Raw genomic sequence first — 24,362 nt, forward strand, 5'->3', positions numbered from 1 at the left:
CCTCGTCTCTTGCTTCACCGCGCCACCGCGGCGCGGCGCAGCCGGTCGTTGATCGCCTCGCCCAGACCATCTTCGGGTATCGGCATCACCGCAATCGCCCGCGGCCCTTTCGCATCGAGGCTGCGAAGATAGCCGAACAGATTGGCGGCGGCTTCATCGAGATCACCGGTGGGCGACAAATTCATGACGGCCGACGCGGCGTCAAGGCCGGGCAGGCGCGCGGGGCCGAACGCCAGCAGCGCCTCGCCCGGCGCGATCTCACGCGCATCGAGCCGCACATGGGCGCGCGGCGCGTAATGCGAGGCCAGCATGCCCGGCGCCAGCGGCTGGCCGTCGTCGCTCTCGGCCTCCGCCGGCGGCCGCGCCAGCGGCGCGCCCAGCACCGCCTCGATCCGCTCGCGTGACAGCCCGCCGGGACGGAGCAGCATCGGCGCGTCGAGGCAGCCGACGATCGTCGATTCCACGCCGACCGTAACAGGCCCGCCATCGACGATCAGGTCGATCCGCCCGGAAAGGTCGCTCTCGACATGGGCAGCCAGCGTCGGCGAGACGTGGCCGGAGATGTTGGCCGACGGCGCCACCACCGCGCCGCCGAAGGCGCGCAGGATCGCCTGCGCGACGGGATGGGCGGGGATGCGGATCGCGACCGTGTCGAGTCCGGCGGTGGCAAGATCCGCCACCGGGCAGTCCTCGGTCTTCGGCACCACCAGCGTCAGCGGCCCCGGCCAGAACGCTTCCGCCAGTGCCAGCGCGCGCGCATCGAATCGCCCGATCCGCCGCGCGGCCTTGAGGTCCGCGACATGCGCAATCAGCGGATTGAACGCCGGCCGCCCCTTGGCGGCGTAGAGATGGGCGATCGCGGTGGCATTGGCTGCATCCGCCCCGAGCCCGTAGACCGTCTCGGTCGGGAACGCGACCAGCCCGCCGGCCGCAAGTCGCCGGGCGGCGGCTTCCGCGCCGGCCGCGCCGGCCGGCAAAATCAGCGTTTCAACACCCGTTTTCACGAGGGCAAAATTCCTCAGCTCGGCCGCTTGCAGTGCGTCAAACCCGACGCTATAAGCCGCCTTCTTGTCGGAGTGTGGCTCAGCCCGGTAGAGCACTGCGTTCGGGACGCAGGGGTCGCAGGTTCGAATCCTGCCACTCCGACCATCATTTCAAGTACTTATACTTTCTACGTTTTTCCCACGCAATCAAATGCGCAATGATTTGAGGCACGGCAGCCATCCCTGTCGATCCCAGGCTTATGCCAGGGGCGTCGAGGAGCAGATCAGGCTGATGCGGGACGACCTAAACGAACCCTGGCGGGATGTCACGTAGGACATGATCGAGCATCACAAATGCTCCCTCCGGACTTACGGGCCTATTTTGGCTGACCTCCGGGCGCGAATGGCGCGCGGGGGATAGAGTTCAACTCAGCGCCTTCCTCCAAACGCCTACGCAGCCTCTTCATCCGGATGAAGGTCCTTGTCAGCAAGCCTCGCACCATTGGCGGAGATCGGCAATTGTCCGGAAACAAAGACAAAAGCACCGGCTCTCACCGCATGACTGTCGTACCCACCTGGGGCCGCCACTCCGTGAGGTTCTAGGCAGGCAATGTCACCAGCCATTAAACCTCCGCCATCTTTCAATGCCGTTTTCCGTGGCATGATATTCGGAGAATTGTGCTCCGGTAGCACAGGCGTGATTCGGGAGTATTCGAAGTCGTGTGCCAATCGGAAAGCAATTTTCAAGAGAGATGACAGGACCGTTTCTTACGGCAAGGATTCCGTGTTCCTGATTTGCTGCGATCATCACCAAGTCTTCCTTGAGCGGGCGCCCCTCTAAATCGCATGCGATCCCGTATCCGTAATCACGGCGCTGACGAGCAGTGCCGCGGTCTCGGCTCATCGCCATCCATCCGGCGTCGACGATAATCCAGCCTTTCTCCGACTGATGGCCGACCACGCTCGTCAGCACGGACAGGGCGATATCGTCGAACGCGCAGACGCCGACATTCGTCATGAATAGATCGAAGAACACGTACACGCCGCAGCGCACTTCCGTAACGCCGTCCAAGGCGCGGGCGGACAGCGCTGTCGGGGTCGATCCGACGCTCACGACCGGGCATGGAAGGCCGGCAGCGCGAAGCCGTTCGGCCGCGCGAACGCTCAAGGCACGCTCCTGCTCCGCCAACCGCTCCAGGGCCCCGGGCTCGTCGAGCTCATAGGAGTTTCCGGCATGAGTCAGCACGCCGCGAAGTGTGGCGCCGCCGGTGTGAAGAATGCGGCCGATCTCGATGAGACGCTCATCCTCGGGGCCTACACCCGAGCGGTGTCCGTCAGTGTCGACCTCGATCAGGACGTGGAAAGGATCGCGATGGGACTGCGCCTCGACGACGGCTTGCGCAGCCTCGACCGAGTCGACCAGAATTTTGAGGCGGCAGCCTCGATCACGCAGTCGCTGGGCTCGGCTGAGCCGGTGCGGCGCGATGCAGACCGCGTAGAGGATGTCGTCGTAGCCCGCAGCAAAAAACTCCTCGGCTTCGCGCAGGGTCGAGACGGTGATGCCGTTCGAGCCCGCGGCGCGCTGCCTGTCCGCAACAGCGAAGCATTTGGTCGTCTTGACGTGGGGACGGAAACTGACGTCCAAGGCGTTCATCCGGTCCTGCATGCGGGCGATATTACGCTGCATGCGCACGACGTCGACGATGGCAGCGGGCGTTTCGATGTCGGAAAAAGATGTCATGCTTAGTCCAGATATTCGCCCTTGGCGCGCAGCACTGGCACGTCGTGCTCCAGCCCTTGGGCGATCAGCGCGCTGACGGCACCGGGCTCGAGATCCGCTCCCCGTGGCAGTTCGACACCCACCGCTGTCATTTGCCGCATGACATCCGGGTCGACGAGTGCTGCGCGCAAGGCGTCGTTTAATTTCTGACGCACCGGAACGGGCGTTCCCCTTCGCACGAAGATCGCGTTCCAGGAGCGGAGTTTCACGCCCGGATAGCCGGCCTCTGCCGTAGTGGATATTTGAGGCGCCTGCGGCAGGGGCTGATCACTCAGAGCTGCGATGGCCTTGATCGTTCCGCCGAGCACTTGAGGTAGCGCTGTGGTGGTCTGGTCACACATGAAGTCTACGTGACCACCCATGAGGTCGTTCATCGCTGGGGCAATGCCGCGATATGGAACATGGGTGATGCTCAGTTTCAGGTTTGACAGCAGCAGAACGCAGGCATAGTGCGAAATCGATCCGACGCCAGCGCTGCCATAGGTGAGTTTCTCGCCGTTGGCACGGGCATAGGTGACGAACTCATGTAGATTGGATGCTGGCAGGTCCATCTTCGCGACAAGAAGTGTGGAAGCCATCCCAGCGAGGCCCACAGGCTCGAAGTCGGCGATTGGGTCGTATGGAAGGCGTTTGTAGAACGCGACATTCGCGACATGTGTGCCGATGGTGCCAAATCCGAGCGAGTATCCATCCGCAGGCGCCTTCAGCAATTTGGTCAGGCCGATGGTGCCGCTGGCGCCGCCAATATTTTCCACGATGATCGATTGCTTCAAGTGGGCGGCCATGGCTTGAGCCACCGCCCGGCCAAGTGCATCGCTCGGGCCACCGGCTGGAAACGGAACGATCAGCGTCAATTGCCTCTCGGGAAACTCCTGAGCCGTTGCCCCAGAGATGCTCAATCCGACCGCGAACATGGCAGCCAACGTGCGAGATATCATCATGAAAAGTCCTCCAGCCACGGAACGAGGTCATCGAGGTTCGGAGATTCTCTCTCGGCTGCCGGGGCGCCCTCCGGACGAGCCAAGCCCACGCGATTGTGCCAGTAGGTGCGCAGCCCGACGGCTGAGGTGCCGATGAGGTCGTAGCCGGAGCCTGCGACAAACGCTGCGTCCGCAGCCGACACGCCCAGCATGTCCAACGCAAGACGATAGGGGCGGGTGTCGGGCTTATAGAAGCCGGCCTCTTCCGCGGTGATCACGACATCCCATTGTGTGCGGAGGCGGGCGGCAGCCATTCGTCCAAGGCGCGTCGAGCAATTGGTGACGACTGCCAGGCGCGCGCGTCCGGCCAACTGGTCTAGCGCAGCCTGCGCGCCGCTCCAGACCGGGAGGGACATCCAATTTGCTTCGAGGGCGTCTGCCGCCGACGGAGCGAGACCAGTTGCGCGCGCAGCCTGGCGGACCAGATCCTCATACGGAACATAACTACCGCAACCATAGGTCATGCGGAGATACTCGGCCCTCCAGGCTCGGCCCGACGCTTCGGATCCGGCGGAGGCATTCCAGACGCTCCAGGAATCGAGGAGCGCCGTGAGAAGATCGAAAAGAACGGCGCGGGGCATGGTCATTGTCAAACTTCTATCACTTCGGTGATCAGTTGTGTTTAAGTATGATTATCTTATCCTTTCAGGAAAATTGAATGATTGCGCTTGAGGATTTTCGATTTGTGGTAGCCCTGAGCCGAACCGGCTCGCTTAGCGGGGCGGCGAGGGCGCTCGATGTCACGCCGCCGGCGCTTTCCATGCGATTGAAAAAGCTGGAGGCCGTTCTCGGAATCAATCTTGTCGTCCGCAACTCCCGAGGCCTGCGCTTCACGCCGGAAGGCGAACGGCTCGTTCATGAAGCCCAGTCCCTGTTGGCGCGTATCGATGATCTGGGGAACAGTCTCAGCGGTGGCGCATTTGCCGGCCCCCTACGGGTTGTCGCGCCCTTTGGCTTTGGCAGGATTCATGTCGCGCCCGTCATGGCGGCATTCATTCGCGACTACCCACAGGTGCGTGCGACGCTGGATCTTTCCGAAACCCCCTGGAACAGCAATGTCGAAGCTGACGTCGTCATCCATATCGGGACAGTCCGGGATTCCTCGTGGATTGCTCACCTTCTTGCCCGCAACGCGCGCTGGGTGTGCGCCAGTCCCGGCTATCTTCGACGACGCGGAACGCCGTCACATCCCCGCGACCTGGCCCAGCATGCATGTCTCTCCGTTCGCGAAAACGAAGAGGACGTGACGCTTTGGCGCTACAGGAACAGCCACGCATCATCCCGGCGATCAGAAGCGCTTCGAATAACTCCGGCACTCACCAGCAACAATGGTGAGGTTGTTCGCGAGTGGGCTATTGCAGGGTTGGGCATCGCACTCAGGTCCGAATGGGACGTGGCGCCGTCGGTTAAGAAGGGCGAACTGCGTCGGCTGTTTCGTGAATATGAATTCGAAGGCGCCGATATTCTGGCCTTGGTGCCAACGCGTCGCGGGGTCTCAGCCCGTGTCTCGCATTTTGTTGAAAGCCTGAAAACCCGCTTTCAACCGAGGCCGCCTTGGCGAAGTATTTGACGTGCAGCGCTCGAAGCCGCCTTGCTGACGGTTCGGCCGACCGATTTGGCTCTTGCCATGGGGATGCGTTCAGCAATGTCCGCTATCAGCGCGAGAGAGCGGGGTCATGACCCAGAGCCGAACCGGGGCGGGACAGCGGCGCGGCCGTGATCGGCCGCGCCGCTGTGACCTTGCGGTCCTAGTCCTCGTAGGGCGCGTAGACTGAGGTACCCGTGCCCCAGCGGGGCTCGTCATATCCGTAGCCCGGGCCCTGATAGCCGTAGGTGTTGGTGGGGTGCCAACCGCCGATGCGCTGGCATTGGCCGACGCCGGCCATCAACTGGCCGCCGCTCATCGCCGGGCCGGCGGCGCCGACAGCTTCTCCACTAGGTGTCGTGCACCAGCCGGGACCGCGTCCTGCAGCGAGGCTGGGGCTTGCAGTTGCGAGCGGCAAAATCGCGGCAAGAGTTGCGGCGACGCTCACGAGTTTCGTACGTGTCATGGTTGTCTCCATGTTCGGGCTTCAACGGGGGACCAATCCCTCCTGCCGCGAGACGTTCCGCGCGGAACGGTCGCAATGTCGCGAGCAAAGGGTTTCCTCGGGTTTCCCGGAACGCGGTGATTCCATTCATGTGAGCGCGTCGTCGCGAGCGCATCATCATCTGCGCGCGATCAGCACACCCACCAGGAAGGCCACCAGCAGCGACGGCAGCGGGGCGTCGCGCACCATGCCGCGGACCACGTCCTGCCAGTGCTGCTCCGGCACCAGTTTCGGCGATCGCACGTTTGGGGCGGGCTCGAGCGCCCAGCTGGATGCGAGCTCGGCGATCTCGCTTTGCGCGAGGCGCACGCCGTCGCGGACGCGAAAGATTGCGGCCTCGGACCGCTCGCGCGGCGCGAGCAGCATCAAGGTCTCGACGGCCGTGCGCAGCGTCATCTCGCCGTAGCCTTGCAGCCTGACCTGCTCCTCGGGATCGGACGTCATGCGAAATCCCTCACAAGCCGAATTCTTCATAACGCGAAGGGGCGCGCGATGGTGAAGACGCCGCCGCGCACAGGACCGGCATGGATACCGCGCCGGCCACGCCGCGCGCGAGATAGGCGCGCGTCGGGTGCCTGCTCATGATCTCGCTCCATGCTTTGCATGGAAATGGCTGCCGCCGCGCTTGGTTCCCCCTGGCGCGGCGCGAATCGGTAGGCCTGGTTATTTCCGCAGCAGCTCGCTCAAGGCCGCCGTCGCCTCGGCGCAGCGGATGTCGTCGATCTCGCGCGACAGGCTGAGCGCGCTCGATCTCAGCTCTTCCAGCTTCCAATTCTCCGGATTCTGGTTCTCGAGCTGGCTGAGGCGCTTGTTCAGATCGTCCAGCCTGGATTGGAGCTGCCCGATGCTGGCGGCCCCATTCACTTTCCAAACGCGTTGTGCACGCATCGTCTTCCCCTGATAGTCTCACGGCCTTGTGAGAGCGGTTCGTGGCCGGAATGGGAGTTTGTTTTGTCCAGCTTCAGACGGTGGGGAACCGTTGCAGATCGGCAACGAAATTCCCGTCCAGGGTGCTCACCCAGCGCCGCAAGATGATACCCGCAGGCACGGAATTTGATTGTGCCCTCGGCACGGAGGGCCGAGGCGGCCTGTGCGCGCGGTGCGCCGCCCGATAGGCTCAGGCCCGGCGCACTCGAAAAAAAATGAGGAATGACGCGTGGCGAGAATTATGACCATCGCAGCCGGCCAGCTCGGACCGATCGCGAAGAACGAGACCAGGACCGCGGTGGTGGCTCGGCTGATGGCGTTGATGCGCGAGGCACGGGCTTGCGGCTGCGACCTGATCGTCTTTCCCGAGCTGGCGCTGACCACGTTTTTCCCGCGCTGGTACTTCGAGGACCAGGCCGAGATCGACAGCTTCTTCGAGCGCGAGATGCCGGGCTCCGAGACGCAGGCGCTATTCGATCTCGCGCGCGAGCTCGGCATCGGCTTCTGCCTCGGCTATGCCGAGCTGACCGCCGAGGCCGGGATCGTCAGGCGCTACAACACGTCCATCCTCGTCGACAAGAGCGGCGCGATCGTCCTGAAATATCGCAAGGTGCATCTGCCCGGCCATGCCGAGCACGAGCCGTGGCGCGAATTCCAGCATCTGGAGAAGCGCTATTTCGAGCCCGGCAGCGGCTTCGGCGTGGTCGATGCCTTCGGCGGCGTGATCGGCATGGCGATCTGCAACGATCGCCGCTGGAGCGAGACCTATCGCGTCATGGGGCTGCAGGGCGTCGAGATGGTGCTGATCGGCTACAACACGCCGGTGCACAATCCGCCCGCGCCGGAGCATGACGATCTCTCGCTGTTCCACAATCACCTGGTGATGCAGGCCGGCGCCTATCAGAACGGCACCTTCGTGGTCGGCGTCGCCAAGGCCGGCAACGAGGAAGGCGTCGATCACATCGGCGGCAGCTGCATCATCGCGCCCTCGGGCGAGATCATTGCGGCCTGCACCACCAAGGGCGACGAGATCGCGCTGGCGCGCTGCGATCTCGATCTCTGCAACTCCTACAAGCGCACCACCTTCAATTTCGACGTCCACCGCCAGCCGCGGGCCTACGGCATGATCGTCGAACGGAAGGGCGTGACGACGATGGCGGATGGCACGCCGGTGCTGCCGAAGGGGTGATGAGAGTGCGCGCACCACGCTCCGCTCTCGTGCCCCGGACGCAGCGCAGCGCGTAGCGGTGCGCTGCAGAGCCGGGGCCCATTTATCCGCGCCGTGTCGCCTGGGTCCCGGCTCTGCGCCGCAACGCTTACGCGTTGCAGCTTGTCCGGGACGCGAGAATGACGTCACCATCATGTCCCCCTTCACAACCACGTGTCTTTATTCGGAAACGTTCATTCCCTATTATCCCGCAATGCAAAAGACCGCCCGCCGCTCCCGGCCTGCCGCACGTCCGCCCGGCCGCCCCCGGGAATTCGACATGGACACCGCGCTCGACCGCGCCGTGCGCGTGTTTCGCGAGCGCGGCTATCATGCCACCTCGATCGGCGAGCTCACCGCGGCGATGCGGCTCGCTACGGGAAGCGTCTACAAGGCGTTTCGCGACAAGCATGCGGTGTTCCTCGCCGCCTTCGAGCGCTACGCGGCGCTGCGCCAGGAGCAGACCCGCAGCGCGGCGGCGCGCGGCGCGAACGGCCGCGAGCGCATCCGTCACCTGCTGCTGTCCTATGTCGAGCATTCCCAGGGTAGCGAGGGGCGGCGCGGCTGCCTGGTCGTCGGCAGTGCCGTCGAGCTCTCCGCGGTCGATCCGGTCGTCGTCGCCCGCGTCAATGCGCAGCTCGAGCGCAACGAAAGCTTCATCGCCGGCCTCATTCGCGAGGGCCAGGCCGACGGCTCGATTCCCCGCCACGTCGCGGCCGATGACACCGCACGGCTGATGATCTGCATCACGCAAGGCCTGCGCGTCGTCGGCAAGGCCCGCGTGCCGCTCGAAGGCGAGCGCCTCGTCGGCGTCGCCATGAAGCTGCTCGCCTGAATTTATCGTCATAATAGGGAATGATCATTCCCTATTAATATCTGGAGTCGATGCGAATGACCATGAATGCCACGATCGAGACCGCGCCCGGGTCGGATGCGGTGTCGCAGCGCCTGACCTTCGTGCTTGCCGCGGCCTGTGGCATGGTCGCCGCCAACATCTATTATGCGCAGCCGCTGATCGCCCCGATCAGCGCCGCGCTCGGCCTGTCGCATGCAGCTAGCGGGCTGATCGTGACCATGACGCAGATCGGCTACGGCACCGGGCTGCTGCTGATCGTGCCGCTCGGCGATCTCGTCGAGAACCGCGCCCTGATCTGTTCGGTGATCATGCTCGGCGCCGCAGCGCTCATCGCCGCGGCGTTCGCAACCCATGCGCTGCCGTTCCTGCTCGCGGCGCTGTTCATCGGCCTCGGCTCGGTCGCGGTGCAGATCATCATCCCCTATGCGGCGCATCTGGCGCCCGAAGCCATCCGCGGCCGCGTCGTCGGCAACGTCTCGACCGGCCTGATGCTCGGCATCATGCTGGCGCGTCCGGTGTCGAGCTTCGTCACGGCCTTGCTGTCCTGGCACGCGGTGTTCTTCGCCTCCGCCGCGCTGATGATCGTGCTCGTGGCCGCGCTCTGGATGACGCTGCCGAAGCGCAAGCCGGTCACGCGGATGCATTACGGCCAATTGCTGCTGTCGATGCCGGATCTGGTGCGGGCCACGCCCCTGCTGCGGCGCCGCGCGCTCTACCAGGCGAGCCTGTTCGGCGCCTTCACCCTGTTCTGGACGGTGGCGCCGCTCCAGCTCGCCGGCGAGTTCGGCTTCTCCCAGCGCGGCATCGCGCTGTTCGCGCTGGCCGGCGTCGCCGGTGTGTTCGCCGCGCCGATCGCCGGGCGCCTCGCCGACCGCGGCCATAGCCGCATCGCGACGCTGATTGCGATGCTGCTCACGGCCGCCGGCTTCCTCGTGACCGCCATCGGCGCGCCCGGCTCGATGCTGAACCTCGCCTGTCTGGTGGTCGCCGCGATTGCGATCGATATCGGTGTCCAGGGCAACGTGGTGCTGGGTTTCCGCGCCATCTTCGCGCTCGGCCATGAGCACCGCAGTCGCCTCAACGGTCTCTACATGGCGACGTTCTTCGCCGCCGGCGCGGCCGGCTCCGCAGTCGGAGCCTGGGCGTTCGCACAGGGCGGCTGGATGCTCGCATCGGCCATTGGCCTTGCTTTGCCCGTCGCGGGGTTGCTCTACGCGGTTACCGAGTAGCGGCCGGTCGCCGGGATGGCGCTATGCGAGCCGTTCACCAACCGCGCGATGAGGCAATTTCCATCTCGCGGATGGGTTGCGGTTGTAGTACTTTCGTCGCAAACGCACCTGGTTAACGGGCGGCAGGGGGAGGCTGATGAAGCGTGCGGGGCTGTTTGGCGTACCGCGGGTACGGCCATGGTCGTGGCAGGCGTTTCTGCTCGGATTGGCCGTCGTCGCGATGTCGGCCGTGCTTCAGGGTATCTGCGTCGTGCTCGGCGCAAAGTTCTATTTCGCAGCATTCCTGCCCGGCCTGTTCGTGCTTGCGCTCATGACGGGCGCACCGGCGGCGGCGTTGGCCGCGCTGCTCACGGTGCCGCTGGTGTGGTGGGCGTTCATCCCGCCCTTTTTCGAGTTCAACGCACTGACCAGCGCGAATGCCGATTCCATCAACCTGTTCTGTCTTCTCGCAGTCCTCCTGATCGGCCTTGCCGATCTCTGCCGCGCCACGATGACAATCGTCAGAAGCGGTGGGCTGAAGCCCTCGGGCGAGAGCGCGGCAACGAATCCGTAATAGATCACGCCGCGCGCGTTGCGGCTGCGCAACAGTCCGGCAACCATCCGCGGACTTGCCGCGCGCCGCTAACTTTTCGAAAAAGATTTGGCCGCAGTTTCTCCCGCGGGAATGACGAGGGAGTTTTCGGACATGAACGGTCACGCCATCTTGGAGAACGTGCGCCGCTACCGCGGCATCGCATCGCTCTATCGCCAGACCGCAGCATTCCGCCCAGGCCAGAGCTGGTCGCTGCTGGAGCAGGCGAGGGAGTGGGAAGCGCGGGCGCTGTCGGAGCTGGAAGCCTATTTCGCCTCGCGCTCGGACCATGCCGCCCCGCTCGCGGCCTGATCGTTAACGACCTGCGCGGCCGTGAACCGGGGCGCCGCAGGCAAGATCCCTCACGGGGCGATTACGGAGTTGTCTCCGCGCCCTTCTGTGCTAGCAACGGGCCGATCGAAATCTACTTCAAGACGGCCGGGGCAAAAGATGACCACGTTCAACCGCATCTTCACGACGGAGCGCCTGCTCCAGATCATCGTGGTGCTGGCGGCGACCCTTGCCATGAAGCTGTTGAGCTGAGCGCCGGCCGGCTACCGCCCGCCGAGTTCGGGCACGTCGGGCAGATAATTCGAGCCTTCCGAGCCGAGAAAATCGAACATCGCCTGCGCCGGCGGCAGCAGCACCTTGTCGCTGCGGCGGATCACGTACCATTGCCGGACGATCGGCAGGCCTGCGACGTCGAGCACGACCAGCCGGCCCTCGGCGAGCTCATGCGCCACGGTGTGGGCCGAGATGAAGGCGATGCCGAGCCCGGCGATCACCGCCTGCTTGATGGTCTCGTTGCTGCTCATCTCCATGCCGATGATCGGCTCGAGATCGGACTTCTGGAACATGCCCTCCATCAGCGTCCGCGTGCCCGAGCCGGGCTCGCGGGTGAGGAAGGTCTCGTGCACGAGGTCGGTCAGGCTGAGGCCGGAATCCTTCTCCAGCCAATGCCCCTTGCGCGCGACGATGACGTGCGGGTTGCGCCCGAGCTGGCGGACGTCGACGGTGACGTCGGCCGGCGGCCGACCCATCACCGCGAAGTCGAGGTCGTAGCCGTGCATGGCCTCGCGGATCTCCTCGCGATTGCCGATGGTGAGCTTGATCTCGATCTTGGGGTAGCGCTTGGAGAACGCCGCGATCGCATGCGGCACGAAATACTTGGCCGTCGAGACCGCACCGAGATGCACCGTGCCGCCGGTCCGCCCCGCGAGCAGGTCGAGCGCGCCCTGGCAATCCGTGATCGCGGCCTCGACTCGTTCGGCCAGCGCCAGCACTTCCTTGCCCGCCTCGGTCAGCAGCATGCCGTCGCCGGTCCGCTGCACCAGCGGCAGGCCGGCGAGGTCCTGAAGCTGCCGCAGCTGCTGGGTCACGGCCGGCTGGGTCAGCCCGAGATGGCCGGACGCCGCCGTCACGCTGCCCTTGGCCGACAACGCCGCGAGCGAGCGCAGCTGCCGGATCGTCAAATGCCGGAGCTGGGCCGCCGCATGGCCGGGACCATTATAAGAAAATTCTTTGAGGCTCATTATGAATAGAAATTTTCCTTATTAAGCCGCCGCTGTCAATCTCCTGATGTCGGGACTGACCGCACCGACCTCCAGAGTGGAGGGAACGGATGCGGCACCGGCCCAGGGGATGGACGCAGATGACCGGGCAACTCAGGCTGGACGACCACCTTCAACGGTATTCCGAGACCGCACCTCACGCGCTCGCGGTGGCCGGCGCCGTCGACGCCATCGCGGCGGCGGCGATCGAGATTGCCGGTCTCATCGCCAGCAGCGATCTCGCCGACGCCTCGGGCCTCACTACCGGGCGCAACAGCGACGGCGATCTCCAACGCGACCTCGACGTCCAGGCGGACGCGATCCTGCGCCGTTGCCTCGGCCGGCTGCCGATCGCCGCGCTGGCGTCGGAGGAGATGCGCGAGGCCCAGATCGTCGATCGTCAGGGGCGCATCTGCATCGCGATCGATCCGCTCGATGGCTCCTCCAACATCGACATCAACATGACCATCGGCACGATCTTCTCGATCCTGCCGGCCCCCGATGATCTCTCACTGGCCTTCCATCAGCGCGGCTCGGCGCAGCTCGCGGCGGGCTTCGTCACCTACGGCCCGCAGACCTCGCTGGTGCTGACGCTCGGCGAAGGCGTCGACATCTTCACGCTCGATCGCAAGGCGGGCTGCTTCCGCCTCGCGCGCAGCGCCGTGCAGATCGTCGAAGCCTGCGAGGAGTTCGCGATCAACGCCTCGAACCGCCGGCACTGGGATCCGCCGGTGCGCGCCTTCATCGACGAATGCCTCGCCGGCGTCGACGGGCCCGCCAACCACGATTTCAACATGCGCTGGATCGGCTCGCTGGTCGCGGAGGCCTATCGCATCCTCACCCGCGGCGGCGTGTTCCTCTATCCCTCCGATGCGCGTCCGGGCTACGGCGACGGCCGTCTGCGCCTGACCTACGAGGCGAATCCGATGGCCATGATCATCGAGCAGGCCGGCGGCTCGGCCTCGACCGGGCGCGAGCGCATCCTCGATCTGTCGGCGCAGAGCCTGCACCAGCGCGTGCCGCTGATCATGGGCTCGAGCAACGAGGTGCGGCGCGTCGAGGAGCTGCATTGCGATCCGCTGCTGGTCGCCAGCGTCTCGGCGCCGCTGTTCGCGCGGCGCGGATTCTTCCGGCTCTGAGCGAGGTCACGCCATGTCCAGGAAACATCCGATCATCTCGATCACCGGCTCCTCCGGCGCCGGCACCACCTCGGTCAAGAAGACCTTCGAGCAGATCTTCTTCCGCGAGAAGGTCAATGCCGCCTACATCGAGGGCGACGCCTTCCATCGCTACGACCGCGCCGAGATGCGTGCGCAGATGGCGAAGGAGGCCGAGCGCGGCAACAAGCACTTCAGCCATTTCAGCCCCGAGACCAATTTGTTCGAGGAGCTTGAGCGCGCCTTCCGCGACTATGGCGAGACCGGCACCGCGGTGACGCGCCACTACGTCCACGACGCCGAGGAATCGGCGCTGCATGGCGCGGCACCCGGCACCTTCACCGACTGGAAGCAGCTGCCGGAGAACTCCGACCTGTTGTTCTACGAGGGCCTGCACGGCGCGGTGGTCACCGACAAGGTCAACGTCGCGCGCTATGCCGACCTCAAGATCGGCGTCGTGCCCGTCATCAATCTCGAATGGATCCAGAAGCTGCACCGCGACCGCAGCGCGCGTGGCTATTCGACCGAGGCCGTCACCGACACGATTTTGCGGCGGATGCCTGACTACATCCACTACATCTGCCCGCAATTCACCGAGACCGACATCAACTTCCAGCGGGTGCCGACGGTGGATACCTCGAATCCGTTCATCGCGCGCTGGATCCCGACGCCGGACGAATCGATGGTGGTGATCCGCTTCAAGAACCCGCGCGGTATCGACTTCCCCTATCTGCTCTCGATGCTTCCGCAGAGCTGGATGTCCCGCGCCAATTCAATCGTGTGCCCCGGCGCCAAGCTCGACCTCGCGATGCAGCTGATCCTGACGCCGCTGATCATGCAGCTGATCGAGCGCAAGCGCAGCCTGAAGTGAACAGGGAGAGACTCCGATGAACATCTCCGTCCACGCCGAAGCCGACCTCAATGCGGTCACGCACAACGATCTCGCTAATGCCGTCCGCTTCCTTGCGGTCGACGCCATCGAGGCAGCGCAGTCTGGCCATCCCGGGCTGCCCATGGGCATGGCTGATGTCGCAACCGTGCTGTTCTCGCGCTTCCTGAAGTTCGACTCGGCCCACCCAAACTGGCCGGACCGCGACCGTTTTGTCCTCTCGGCCGGCCACGGCTCGATGCTGCTTTATGCACTGCTGCACCTGACCGGTGGTGATGTCAGCATCGACGACATCAAGGCCTTCCGCCAATGGGGCTCGAAGACGCCGGGCCATCCCGAATATGGTCATACGCCCGGCGTCGAGACCACGACCGGTCCGCTCGGGCAGGGGATTGCCACGGCGGTCGGCATGGCGCTTGCCGAGCGCATGGCGAATGCGCGGCATGGCGATGGCCTCGTCGATCACTTCACCTATGTCATCGCGGGCGACGGCTGCCTGATGGAGGGCATCAGCCAGGAGGCGATCTCGCTTGCCGGCCATCTCGGGCTCGGTCGGCTGATCGTGCTGTTCGACGACAACGGCATCTCTATTGACGGGCCGACCTCGCTGGCGACGTCGGACGACCAGCTCGCGCGCTTCGCCGCCTCCGGCTGGTCGGTGCGCCGCGTCGACGGGCATGATCCCGAAGCGGTGGCGCAGGCGATTGCGGAGGAGCGGGGGACCGCAAAACCGTCGCTGATCGCCTGCCGCACCATCATCGGCTATGGCGCGCCTGATCGGCAGGGCACCGAGAAGGCGCACGGCGCGCCGCTCGGCACCGAGCAGACGGCGGCGGCGCGCCGGACTCTGGGTTGGGACTATCAGCCCTTCGTGGTGCCGATCCCGGTGCTCAAGGCGTGGAGGATGATCGGGCAGCGCGGGCAGGTCGACCGTCTCGCCTGGCTTGATCGTTACGAAAACGCCACGCCGGAGCAGCGTGACCTGTTCATCGAAGGCAAGGCCGTCGCGCTGCCGGCGGCGTATGCGCTGGCCGCGGCGAAATTGCGCGAGCGCTTTGCCAGCGAGCGGCCGAAGCTCGCAACGCGGCAGGCCTCGCAGCAGGTGCTCGACGGGATTGCTGGAACGATAGCCGGCCTGATCGGCGGCTCGGCAGACCTCACCCATTCGAACCTGACGCACGCCAAGGCGCAAGCTGCGGTCAGGAGCGGTGCATTCACCGGCGACTACATCCACTATGGCATCCGCGAGCACGGCATGGCCGCCGCGATGAACGGCCTCGCGCTGCATGGCGGCTTCATCCCCTATGGCGGCACGTTCCTCGCGTTCTCCGACTACAGCCGGCCGGCGATCCGACTTGCCGCCCTGATGCGGCTGCGCGTCATCCATGTGATGACGCACGACTCCATCGGGCTCGGCGAGGATGGCCCGACGCACCAGCCGGTCGAACACCTTGCCGCGCTGCGGGTGATCCCGAACCTCCTGGTGTTCCGTCCTGCCGACGCGGTGGAGACGCTGGAAGCCTGGGACTGCGCACTCAGCTCCGAAAACCGTCCGTCCGTGCTGTGCCTGTCGCGGCAGGCGCTGCCGACCTTCCGCAGCGACGCCCGCGGGAGAAACCGCGTCGCGAACGGTGCCTATCTCGTCGTCTCGCCGGATGGCGGCCGCGACGTGACGTTGATCGCAACCGGCTCGGAAGTTTCCATCGCGCTGGAAGCCGCGCGCCTGCTCGCGACCGAACATATTCGTGCGGCTGTGGTCTCGGCGCCGTGCTTCGCGCTGTTCGAGGAGCAGCCGGAGGACTACCGCGCCGCCGTGCTCGGCACCGCGCCGCGTGTCGGTATCGAGGCCGCTGTCGCCGGCGACTGGCATCGCTGGATCGGCGCTGACGGCGAATTCGTCGGCATGCGCGGCTTCGGTGCCTCGGCGCCGGCGCCGGTCCTGTACCGCGAATTCGGCATCACGCCGCAAAGCATTGCGGAAGCGGCCCGCCGGGCGATCGCCCGCAAGAGCCAATAAGGAGGACGACCCGTGGCCCGTATCACCCTTCGCCAATTGCTCGATCACGCTGCCAGCCACGGCTACGCCGTGCCGGCGTTCAACATCAACAACATGGAGCAGGGCATTGCGATCATGCAGGCGGCGGCCGCGGTCGATGCGCCCGTCATCATCCAGGCCTCGCGCGGCGCGCGCAGCTATGCCGGCGATCTCATGCTCTCGCACATGATCGACGCGCTGGAGCGGACCTATCCGGACATCCCGCTCTGCATGCACCAGGACCACGGCAATGACGAAGCGACCTGCGCCTCGGCCATCGCGCATGGCTTCACCTCGGTCATGATGGACGGCTCACTCAAGGCCGACGCCAAGACGGCGGCTGACTATGACTACAACGTCGCGATCACGCGCCGCGTCGTCGATCTCGCCCATTGGGTTGGCGCTTCCGTCGAAGGCGAGCTCGGCGTGCTCGGCTCGCTCGAGCACGGCGGCGGCGAGCAGGAGGATGGCCACGGCGTCGAGGGCAAGGTCAGCCACGACCAGCTCTTGACCGATCCGGACCAGGCCGTCGACTTCGTCCGCGCGACGAAGGTCGATGCGCTGGCGATTGCGATGGGCACCTCGCACGGCGCCTACAAGTTCAGCCGCAAGCCCGATGGTGACATCCTGGCGATGCGGGTGGTCGAGGAGATTCACCGCCGGCTGCCGAACACGCATCTGGTCATGCACGGCTCCTCCTCGGTGCCGCAGCCGCTGCAGGACATGTTCAACCAGTTCGGTGGCGAGATGCCGCAGACCTGGGGCGTGCCGGTGGAGGAGATCGTTCGCGGCATCCGAAGCGGCGTGCGCAAGGTCAATATCGACACCGACTGCCGTCTCGCGATGACCGCCGTGTTCCGGAAAGTGGCCGCGGAAACGCGCTCCGAGTTCGATCCGCGCAAGTTCCTGAAGCCGGCGATGGACGCGATGCGCGAATTGTGCCGCGAGCGGTTCGAACAGTTCGGCACCGCAGGCCACGCCAGCAAGATCAAGGTGGTCCCGATGAGCGAGATGGCGCGGCGCTATCGGGCGGGCGAATTGGACCCGCGCATCACCCGCGAGCCTGTTGCCGCTTAACCAATCAGCAAGAAGAGTGAAAAGAGCAGGAGAGAGACATGAATGCACATGCAGGCACGGTCCGCGGCAAAGAGCGCTATCGCTCCGGCGTGATGGAGTACAAGCGCATGGGCTATTGGGAGCCCGACTACACGCCAAAGGACACCGACGTCATCGCGCTGTTCCGCGTCACGCCGCAAGAGGGCGTCGACCCGATCGAGGCCTCAGCCGCTGTGGCAGGCGAATCCTCGACCGCGACCTGGACGGTGGTGTGGACCGATCGCCTGACCGCGGCCGAGAAATATCGCGCGAAATGCTACCGAGTCGATCCGGTGCCGGGCACGCCGGGCTCGTATTTCGCCTATATCGCCTACGATCTCGACCTGTTCGAGCCGGGCTCGATCGCGAACCTCTCGGCCTCGATCATCGGCAACGTGTTCGGCTTCAAGCCGCTGAAGGCGCTGCGCCTCGAGGACATGCGCTTTCCGGTCGCCTATGTGAAGACGTTCCAGGGACCGGCGACCGGCATCGTGGTCGAGCGCGAGCGGCTCGACAAGTTCGGCCGGCCGCTGCTGGGCGCAACTGTGAAACCGAAGCTCGGGCTCTCTGGCCGCAACTACGGCCGCGTGGTCTATGAGGCGCTGAAGGGCGGGCTCGACTTCACCAAGGACGACGAGAACATCAACTCACAACCCTTCATGCACTGGCGCGACCGCTTCCTTTACTGCATGGAGGCGGTGAACCGCGCGCAGGCAGCTTCCGGCGAGGTGAAGGGGACGTATCTCAACGTCACCGCGGGGACGATGGAGGACATGTACGAGCGCGCGGAATTCGCCAAGGAGCTCGGCTCGGTCATCGTCATGATCGACCTCGTGATCGGCTACACCGCGATCCAGTCGATGGCGAAGTGGGCGCGCCGCAACGACATGATCCTGCATCTGCATCGCGCCGGTCATTCGACCTATACGCGGCAGAAGAGCCATGGCGTGTCGTTCCGCGTCATCGCCAAATGGATGCGGCTCGCCGGTGTCGACCACATCCATGCCGGCACCGTGGTCGGCAAGCTCGAAGGCGATCCCAACACCACGCGCGGCTATTACGATGTCTGCCGCGAGGATTTCAATCCGACCAAGCTCGAGCACGGCCTGTTCTTCGACCAGCACTGGGCGAGCCTCAACAAGATGATGCCGGTCGCTTCCGGCGGCATCCATGCCGGGCAGATGCACCAGCTGCTCGACCTGTTGGGCGAGGACGTCGTGCTGCAGTTCGGCGGGGGCACGATCGGCCATCCCATGGGCATTGCGGCCGGCGCGACCGCCAATCGCGTGGCGCTGGAAGCGATGATCCTCGCCCGCAATGAGGGCCGCGACTATGTCCACGAAGGCCCGGAGATCCTGGCCAAGGCAGCCCAGACCTGCACGCCGCTGAAGGCCGCGCTCGAGGTCTGGAAGGACGTCACTTTCAACTATCAATCCACCGACACGCCGGACTTCGTGCCGACGGCGCTGGAAACCGTCTGAGGAGATTTGAGATGAAGATCACCCAGGGCTGCTTCTCGTACCTGCCGGATCTGACCGACGAGCAGATCACCAGCCAGGTGCAGTACTGTCTCGCCAATGGCTGGGCGGTGAACATCGAGTTCACCGACGATCCGCATCCCCGCAACACCTATTGGGAGATGTGGGGCCTGCCGATGTTCGATCTCCAGGACGCCGCCGGCGTGATGATGGAGCTCGCCGAGTGCCGCAGGGTCTATAGCGACCGCTACATCCGCATCAGCGGCTTCGATTCCAGCCACGGCTGGGAATCGGTGCGGATCTCCTTCCTCGTCAACCGGCCGAAGCAAGAGACGGAGTTCGAGCTGGTGCGCCAGGAGGTCGGCGGTCGCGCGATCCGCTACACCACGGCTCGAAAGCCGGCGCCCGCACCAGCTTAGGTCATCCGCTTCCGCGCGAAGCTCTCCCTGCTTCGTATCCTGGCGGACCACTGCTTCGCCGCCTCCCGCGGCGAAGCTCTTTTCTTCGAGGGTAGCCATGCTCGATGTCCCCCACGCAACCACGACCGAACACAGCGAGACTCATTTTGATCTCCGCAAGGAGGCTGAAGCGGCCGGAATCACCGAGACGCTGCAGCAGCTCGATCAGGAGCTGATCGGGCTCAAGCCGGTCAAGAACCGCGTGCGCCAGATCGCCTCGCTGCTGCTGATCGAGCGCATCCGGCAGCGTGCGGGGCTGGCATCGGCGCCGCCGACGCTGCACATGTCGTTCACGGGCAATCCCGGCACCGGCAAGACCACCGTGGCGCTGCGCATGGCCAAGATCCTGCACGGGCTGGGCTTCGTGCGGCGCGGGCAAGTGATCTCTGTGACGCGCGACGATCTCGTCGGCCAGTATATCGGCCACACCGCGCCGAAGACCAAGGAGATCCTGAAGAAGGCGATGGGCGGCGTGCTGTTTATCGACGAGGCCTATTACCTGCATCGTCCCGACAACGAGCGCGACTACGGCCAAGAATCGATCGAGATCCTGCTCCAGGTCATGGAGAACCAGCGCGAGGACCTCGTCGTGATCCTCGCCGGCTATGGCGAGCGGATGACGAGCTTCTTCGCCTCCAATCCCGGCTTCCGCTCGCGCATCGCCCACCACATCGAATTCCCTGACTATGCGGAGGCCGAGCTGCTCGTCATTGCCGAGCTGATGTTGAAGGAGCGCGGCTATCGCTTTTCGGCCGCGGCGCGCGAGGCGTTCGAGACATACATCGCGCTGCGCCGGACGCAGCCGTTCTTCTCCAATGCGCGCTCGATCCGCAACGCCGTCGACCGCATCCGCCTGCGGCAGGCCGATCGGCTGGTGTCCGATCTCGATCGCATGCTCGATGTCGCTGACCTCGAAACCATCGACCCGGCGGATGTCCTTGCAAGCCGCGTCTTCAGCGGCGGTCCGGTCGCGGAAAGGAGCGTGAAGGCATGACCAGCGAGATCCTTATTGCTCCCTCGATCCTGGCCGCAGACTTCGCGCGTCTCGGTGAGGAGATCGCGGCGATCGACGCGGCCGGCGCCGACTGGATCCATTGCGATGTCATGGACGGCCATTTCGTCCCCAACATCAGCTTTGGTGCTGACGTCATCAAGGCGATTCGGCCGCTGACGAAGAAGGTCTTCGACGTGCACCTCATGATCGCACCGGTCGATCCCTATCTCGAAGCGTTCGCAAAGGCGGGCGCTGACGTCATCACTGTTCACGCCGAAGCGGGTCCGCATCTCGACCGTTCGCTCCAGGCGATCCGGGCGCTCGGCAAGAAAGCCGGCGTCAGCCTGTGTCCTTCGACACCGGAGAGCACGATCGAATATGTGCTCGATCGTCTCGACCTCGTGCTGGTGATGACGGTCAATCCGGGCTTCGGCGGCCAGGCTTTCCTTGAATCCCAGCTCGACAAGATCCGGCGCATTCGCAGCATGATTGGCGATCGGCAGATCCGGATCGAAGTCGACGGCGGCATTACGCGCGACAATGCTGCTGCGGTTGCCGCCGCCGGTGTCGATACGCTGGTGGCGGGGTCCGCCGTGTTCCGCGGCAAGGGCAGCGCGGACTATGCCGCCAACATCGCCGGCATTCGGATCGCTGCGGAGGCGGGACGGGTTCCGAAACTGCAACATAGTTCCGTACAGCCGAAGCGCGTAAGCGATGGAGGCCGTATCCGGTAGACTACGGGAGGTTTACGCATCGGAAGATCCGGCGTGCCGGTTGTCCCAAGCCGTGGCACTTTCGACGAAGTTAGCGGGCAAGTCTTTCAGGCCGGGGTAACCAACGGGTTTGACGCGAAGCTTCGATTAACGCCCGGGCAATGCTGTGCGTCGCAGTCTGCGGTCCAGGAACGCGAGAGAGCGCGGGGATGCGGATCCAGCAAATTGGCAGGCATGAGGCCTGTACGCGGCGCGAGGCGATGCCATGAGCATGCATCGCCTGTTCGCCGAGCAGCTTCGCTGCGCCACAGACGCCAGCGGAGGAGTCGACGTGGTCAAGCTGGGCGAACTCGTCAGCGCGGCCTATGTGGCTAGCGAGCGCGACCGCCAGCGAATGATCGAGGCACGCGCGCACACGCACGATGAGGTCGAGCAAGATCTGCTGCGGACGCAGGAGTTCCTCGACACTATCGTCGAAAACATCCCGATCGCGGTGTTCGCGAAATGCGCGAAGGATTCGCGCTACATCCTGCTCAACCGCGCCGGCGAGAGCTATTATGGCATGCCCCGCGAGCAGATGCTGGGCCGGACACCCGACGAGATCTTTCCGGCCGACGTCGCCCGTATCGTCAACGAGCAGGATCGTCGAGTCGTTGCCAGCGGCATGCCGGTGTTCCTCGAGGAGCACCTGCTCGAAATAGGCGTCAAGGGTCACGACCGTCGTCAATTCACGCAAAATGCTGATCACGGATGACGCCGGCGATCCGCAATATCTGGTCGGCGTGATCGAGGACGTCACCGAGCGCGTCACCACCCGGGAACGCATCAGCCACCTGGCATATCATGATGCGCTGACCGACCTGCCTAACCGCAGCGCCTTCGCCGCGGCGCTCGACGAACGGCTGGAGCGGGCGCAGGAGGCGTCGACCAGTTTCGCCGTGCTGAGCCTCGATCTCGACCGCTTCAAGGAGGTCAACGACGTGTTCGGTCACCCCGTCGGCGACATGCTGATGCGGGCGACGGCCGACCGGCTTGCCGCGGAAGCCGAAGGCGCCTTCGTCGCCCGCATCGGCGGCGACGAGTTCATGATCCTGATGCCCGACGATGCCACCCGTGAGGATGTTCTGGCGCTGGCCGAACGCCTGGTCGAGACGATCGGCAAGGAGCTCGAGGTCGACGATTATCTCTCCCATGTGGGCCTCAGCGTCGGCATCGCGTTCTATCCGGACGATGGCGTGAACGCGGCGACGCTGCTTGCCAACGCCGACTCGGCTCTCTACCGCGCCAAGCGCGAGGGCAGGGGCCGGGTCCGCTGCTTCGAATCCGAGATGGACCAGGAGCTGCGCGACCGCAGGCTGTTGCAGCACGATCTGCGGCAGGCGCTGGAGCAGAACCAGCTCCTCGTCTATTTCCAGCCGCAGGCGCGGGTGGATGGCGAGGTCATCGGCTTCGAGGCGCTGCTGCGCTGGAATCACCCGACGCGGGGCTTCGTGCCGCCGGACCAGTTCATTCCGCTCGCCGAGGAGAATGGGCTGATCGTCGAGATCGGCGAATGGGTTCTGCGCGAGGCGTGCCGCGAGGCGGCATCCTGGCCCAGGCCGTTGCAGGTCGCGGTCAATCTGTCGCCGGTCCAGTTCCAGGCGGGCGATCTCGAGCGCTCGATCCACCAGATCCTGTTGGAGACGGGACTGACGCCGACACGGCTCGAGGTCGAGATCACCGAGGGCGTGCTGATCGGCGATTTCACCCGCGCGCTCGATCTGCTGCGGCGGCTGAAGGCGCTCGGCATCCGCATCGCCATGGATGATTTCGGCACCGGCTATTCCTCGCTGTCCTATCTGCAGTCCTTCCCGTTCGACAAGATCAAGATCGACCGCAGTTTCATCTCCAACCTGGAGGCGACGCCGCAATCGGCCGAAATTGTCCGCGCCGTCCTGAGCCTGGCGCACGCGCTGAAGATCCCGGTCGTTGCCGAGGGGGTGGAGACGGAAGCCCAGCGTGCTTTTCTGGCGCGCGAGGCCTGCGAGGAGATGCAGGGCTATCTCGTCGGCCGTCCCGACCTGATCGAACGCTATCTCGACCTGGTCGGCGTCGCCGTGGAGCGCCGCCTCTACGCCTAGGGTCGGGCACACAGTTCCAAGCGGACGTTTGGAACAAAAATCCCTATCGGCGCTTCTCGAAAATTAACTTGGCTTAGGCGCGTTGAGCGCGCAGCAAATGTTTTGCATAAGCGCCATCGGCCTGACGCAAATCAGGAGAATAAGCCTGTGAACGCGAGGGAGGGTCTCATGGAGAACGTACGTCGCTACCGGGCGCTGGCGTCCCTCTGCCGTCAGCAGGCGGCATACCGGCCGCTCCAGACCTGGGAACTCCTCGGCCAGGCCGAACATTTCGAATATCTCGCTGAAATCGAGCTCCAGGCGCATTTCGACGCGTGCAATGTGCACCGCGACAAAGACGCCGCCGCGCCGGAGACATGGAAAGCTCCCGTCGCGGCGTGACGGCGCCAAGCCGGGCTCGCCTCAATGGGACATCAGCGTCGGGACCGTCATGGCTTCCAGCATGGCGCGGGTGACGCCCCCGAGAACGCGCTCCTGCAACCGCGAATGGCCGTAGCCGCCCATCACCAGGAGATCCAGGCTCTCGTCGGCCGCCAGCGACAGAATGATCGGCTGAATGTCGGCGCGGGTTGCCGTCCGGCCGACGATGCGGGTCGTCAGTCCGCGCCGGCCGAGATGTCTGGCCAAGCCGTGTGCTGAAGCTTCACCGGCGACGGCGTCGGTCTCGTTGACGCTGATGATCACGATCTCTTCGGCGCGCGCCAGGAACGGGGCTGCGTCGCGCATGGCGCGGGCGGCAAGGCGACTGCCGTCCCAGCAGATGCCGATCCGGTTCGCCTTGAAGGCTCCTCGAAACGTGTAGGGCAGGAACAGCACCGGGCCGCCCGCCTGGAACAGGATCTCGCTGGGCACGTCGTTGTCGAACGCGCCTTGCGCCGGATCGGGCTGGAGCACGACGCTGAGGTCATGCAACCTCGCCATCTCGCCGAGCGAGCCGGCTGCATCCACCGGGATCGCGCCGAGTGCGTGGCAGGTATGGGAGATGCCGGCGTTCGCCGCCTCGCTCTTGAATACCGCGAGCGCAGCCTCGGCCCGCTCCACGGCGCGCTCGCGCTCCAGCTCGAACACGGCCGCCACGGCCGCGCCACCTTCCATGACGTAGGCTGCACTGGTGGCGACATAGCCGACCGCGACCGCGTCGAGATGCGCGTTGAACTTCGCCGCGAGCGAGATCGAGCCCTCGATCGCAGGACGCATGGGACGTTCGGTGGGAATGTGGACGAGAATGTCTTTGTACATGGCGCGCCTCC

26 protein-coding genes and 1 tRNA gene are annotated in these 24,362 nt (G+C 65.0%); 18 read left to right on the forward strand and 9 right to left on the reverse strand.

Annotated elements, in window-relative coordinates:
• Positions 1-14: 14 nt before the first annotated feature.
• Positions 15-1,004 (reverse strand): L-threonylcarbamoyladenylate synthase, encoded by a 990-nt coding sequence (locus N2602_RS10860; RefSeq protein WP_260382635.1) that lies wholly within the window; start codon positions 1,002-1,004, stop codon positions 15-17.
• Between the two features lie 68 nt (positions 1,005-1,072).
• On the opposite strand from N2602_RS10860, the gene N2602_RS10865 reads away from it, so the two are divergent.
• Positions 1,073-1,149 (forward strand) — tRNA-Pro (locus N2602_RS10865).
• A 447-nt stretch (positions 1,150-1,596) separates the two neighbouring features.
• On the opposite strand, the gene N2602_RS10870 is transcribed toward N2602_RS10865, so the two are convergent.
• The 3 genes from N2602_RS10870 to N2602_RS10880 all read right to left on the reverse strand — a co-directional run bounded on the left by N2602_RS10870 (position 1,597) and on the right by N2602_RS10880 (position 4,330).
• Complete coding sequence (locus N2602_RS10870) at positions 1,597-2,724, reverse strand: DSD1 family PLP-dependent enzyme (protein WP_260382636.1); 1,128 nt, start codon at positions 2,722-2,724, stop codon at positions 1,597-1,599.
• A gap of 2 nt (positions 2,725-2,726) precedes the next feature.
• Positions 2,727-3,617 carry a tripartite tricarboxylate transporter substrate-binding protein gene (locus N2602_RS10875; protein ID WP_260382637.1) on the reverse strand — a complete coding sequence of 297 codons (891 nt, stop codon included), beginning with the start codon at positions 3,615-3,617 and terminating at the stop codon, positions 2,727-2,729.
• 83 nt (positions 3,618-3,700) lie between these two features.
• The gene (locus N2602_RS10880) at positions 3,701-4,330 is read right to left on the reverse strand and encodes an HAD-IA family hydrolase (RefSeq protein ID WP_212254907.1); all 630 of its coding nucleotides are present in this window, start codon (positions 4,328-4,330) and stop codon (positions 3,701-3,703) included.
• Between the two features lie 71 nt (positions 4,331-4,401).
• Here N2602_RS10880 and N2602_RS10885 point away from each other — a divergent pair, with 71 nt between their 5' ends.
• Positions 4,402-5,313, forward strand: a complete 912-nt coding sequence (locus N2602_RS10885) for a LysR family transcriptional regulator (RefSeq protein WP_172787289.1) — start codon at positions 4,402-4,404, stop codon at positions 5,311-5,313.
• A gap of 178 nt (positions 5,314-5,491) precedes the next feature.
• Here N2602_RS10885 and N2602_RS10890 read toward each other — a convergent pair whose 3' ends face one another.
• From N2602_RS10890 to N2602_RS10900, 3 genes are all read right to left on the reverse strand, one after another.
• Positions 5,492-5,794, reverse strand: a complete 303-nt coding sequence (locus tag N2602_RS10890; RefSeq protein ID WP_260382638.1) for a hypothetical protein — start codon at positions 5,792-5,794, stop codon at positions 5,492-5,494.
• 156 nt (positions 5,795-5,950) lie between these two features.
• Positions 5,951-6,277 carry a hypothetical protein gene (locus N2602_RS10895; RefSeq protein WP_260382639.1) on the reverse strand — a complete coding sequence of 109 codons (327 nt, stop codon included), beginning with the start codon at positions 6,275-6,277 and terminating at the stop codon, positions 5,951-5,953.
• Between the two features lie 219 nt (positions 6,278-6,496).
• A complete protein-coding gene (locus N2602_RS10900) occupies positions 6,497-6,721 on the reverse strand; it encodes a hypothetical protein (RefSeq protein WP_018648745.1) in 225 nt (74 codons plus the stop codon).
• A gap of 280 nt (positions 6,722-7,001) precedes the next feature.
• On the opposite strand from N2602_RS10900, the gene N2602_RS10905 reads away from it, so the two are divergent.
• From N2602_RS10905 to N2602_RS10925, 5 genes are all read left to right on the forward strand, one after another.
• Complete coding sequence (locus N2602_RS10905; RefSeq protein WP_409241896.1) at positions 7,002-7,949, forward strand: N-carbamoyl-D-amino-acid hydrolase; 948 nt, start codon at positions 7,002-7,004, stop codon at positions 7,947-7,949.
• Between the two features lie 232 nt (positions 7,950-8,181).
• Positions 8,182-8,802 carry a TetR/AcrR family transcriptional regulator gene (locus N2602_RS10910; RefSeq protein ID WP_311739348.1) on the forward strand — a complete coding sequence of 207 codons (621 nt, stop codon included), beginning with the start codon at positions 8,182-8,184 and terminating at the stop codon, positions 8,800-8,802.
• A 56-nt stretch (positions 8,803-8,858) separates the two neighbouring features.
• On the forward strand, positions 8,859-10,052 hold the full coding sequence (locus tag N2602_RS10915; protein ID WP_260382642.1) for an MFS transporter: 1,194 nt from the start codon (positions 8,859-8,861) through the stop codon (positions 10,050-10,052).
• A 136-nt stretch (positions 10,053-10,188) separates the two neighbouring features.
• On the forward strand, positions 10,189-10,605 hold the full coding sequence (locus N2602_RS10920) for a DUF4118 domain-containing protein (protein WP_260382643.1): 417 nt from the start codon (positions 10,189-10,191) through the stop codon (positions 10,603-10,605).
• 132 nt (positions 10,606-10,737) lie between these two features.
• Positions 10,738-10,935, forward strand: coding sequence for a hypothetical protein (locus N2602_RS10925; RefSeq protein WP_260382644.1), 198 nt, complete (start codon positions 10,738-10,740; stop codon positions 10,933-10,935).
• Positions 10,936-11,177: 242 nt separating this feature from the next.
• Here the strand turns inward: N2602_RS10925 and N2602_RS10930 are convergent, their stop codons facing one another.
• Positions 11,178-12,155 carry a LysR family transcriptional regulator gene (locus N2602_RS10930; protein WP_172787296.1) on the reverse strand — a complete coding sequence of 326 codons (978 nt, stop codon included), beginning with the start codon at positions 12,153-12,155 and terminating at the stop codon, positions 11,178-11,180.
• A 119-nt stretch (positions 12,156-12,274) separates the two neighbouring features.
• Here N2602_RS10930 and N2602_RS10935 point away from each other — a divergent pair, with 119 nt between their 5' ends.
• From N2602_RS10935 to N2602_RS10985, 11 genes are all read left to right on the forward strand, one after another.
• Complete coding sequence (locus tag N2602_RS10935; protein ID WP_260382645.1) at positions 12,275-13,312, forward strand: class 1 fructose-bisphosphatase; 1,038 nt, start codon at positions 12,275-12,277, stop codon at positions 13,310-13,312.
• Positions 13,313-13,325: 13 nt separating this feature from the next.
• A complete protein-coding gene (locus N2602_RS10940) occupies positions 13,326-14,201 on the forward strand; it encodes a phosphoribulokinase (protein WP_035716173.1) in 876 nt (291 codons plus the stop codon).
• A gap of 16 nt (positions 14,202-14,217) precedes the next feature.
• On the forward strand, positions 14,218-16,236 hold the full coding sequence (gene tkt / locus N2602_RS10945) for a transketolase (protein ID WP_260382646.1): 2,019 nt from the start codon (positions 14,218-14,220) through the stop codon (positions 16,234-16,236).
• Positions 16,237-16,248: 12 nt separating this feature from the next.
• Positions 16,249-17,331 carry a class II fructose-bisphosphate aldolase gene (fba, locus tag N2602_RS10950; RefSeq protein ID WP_260382647.1) on the forward strand — a complete coding sequence of 361 codons (1,083 nt, stop codon included), beginning with the start codon at positions 16,249-16,251 and terminating at the stop codon, positions 17,329-17,331.
• Positions 17,332-17,369: 38 nt separating this feature from the next.
• Complete coding sequence (locus N2602_RS10955; protein ID WP_172787300.1) at positions 17,370-18,830, forward strand: form I ribulose bisphosphate carboxylase large subunit; 1,461 nt, start codon at positions 17,370-17,372, stop codon at positions 18,828-18,830.
• 11 nt (positions 18,831-18,841) lie between these two features.
• Positions 18,842-19,246, forward strand: a complete 405-nt coding sequence (locus tag N2602_RS10960) for a ribulose bisphosphate carboxylase small subunit (protein ID WP_212254651.1) — start codon at positions 18,842-18,844, stop codon at positions 19,244-19,246.
• Between the two features lie 97 nt (positions 19,247-19,343).
• Complete coding sequence (cbbX, locus tag N2602_RS10965) at positions 19,344-20,279, forward strand: CbbX protein (RefSeq protein ID WP_172787302.1); 936 nt, start codon at positions 19,344-19,346, stop codon at positions 20,277-20,279.
• On the forward strand, positions 20,276-21,013 hold the full coding sequence (rpe, locus tag N2602_RS10970) for a ribulose-phosphate 3-epimerase (protein ID WP_260382648.1): 738 nt from the start codon (positions 20,276-20,278) through the stop codon (positions 21,011-21,013). Before cbbX ends, rpe begins: the two co-directional genes overlap by 4 nt.
• 244 nt (positions 21,014-21,257) lie before the next feature.
• Positions 21,258-21,746, forward strand: a complete 489-nt coding sequence (locus N2602_RS10975; RefSeq protein WP_260382649.1) for a PAS domain-containing protein — start codon at positions 21,258-21,260, stop codon at positions 21,744-21,746.
• Positions 21,730-23,112 carry a bifunctional diguanylate cyclase/phosphodiesterase gene (locus N2602_RS10980; RefSeq protein ID WP_260382650.1) on the forward strand — a complete coding sequence of 461 codons (1,383 nt, stop codon included), beginning with the start codon at positions 21,730-21,732 and terminating at the stop codon, positions 23,110-23,112. The genes N2602_RS10975 and N2602_RS10980 overlap by 17 nt, the downstream gene beginning before the upstream one ends.
• Positions 23,113-23,280: 168 nt before the next feature.
• The gene (locus N2602_RS10985) at positions 23,281-23,493 is read left to right on the forward strand and encodes a hypothetical protein (protein ID WP_172787305.1); all 213 of its coding nucleotides are present in this window, start codon (positions 23,281-23,283) and stop codon (positions 23,491-23,493) included.
• 21 nt (positions 23,494-23,514) lie between these two features.
• On the opposite strand, the gene N2602_RS10990 is transcribed toward N2602_RS10985, so the two are convergent.
• Positions 23,515-24,351 (reverse strand): universal stress protein, encoded by an 837-nt coding sequence (locus N2602_RS10990; protein WP_260382651.1) that lies wholly within the window; start codon positions 24,349-24,351, stop codon positions 23,515-23,517.
• Positions 24,352-24,362: the final 11 nt, after the last annotated feature.

Source organism: Bradyrhizobium sp. NC92, from assembly GCF_025200865.1.
Classification (GTDB): Bacteria; Pseudomonadota; Alphaproteobacteria; order Rhizobiales; family Xanthobacteraceae; genus Bradyrhizobium.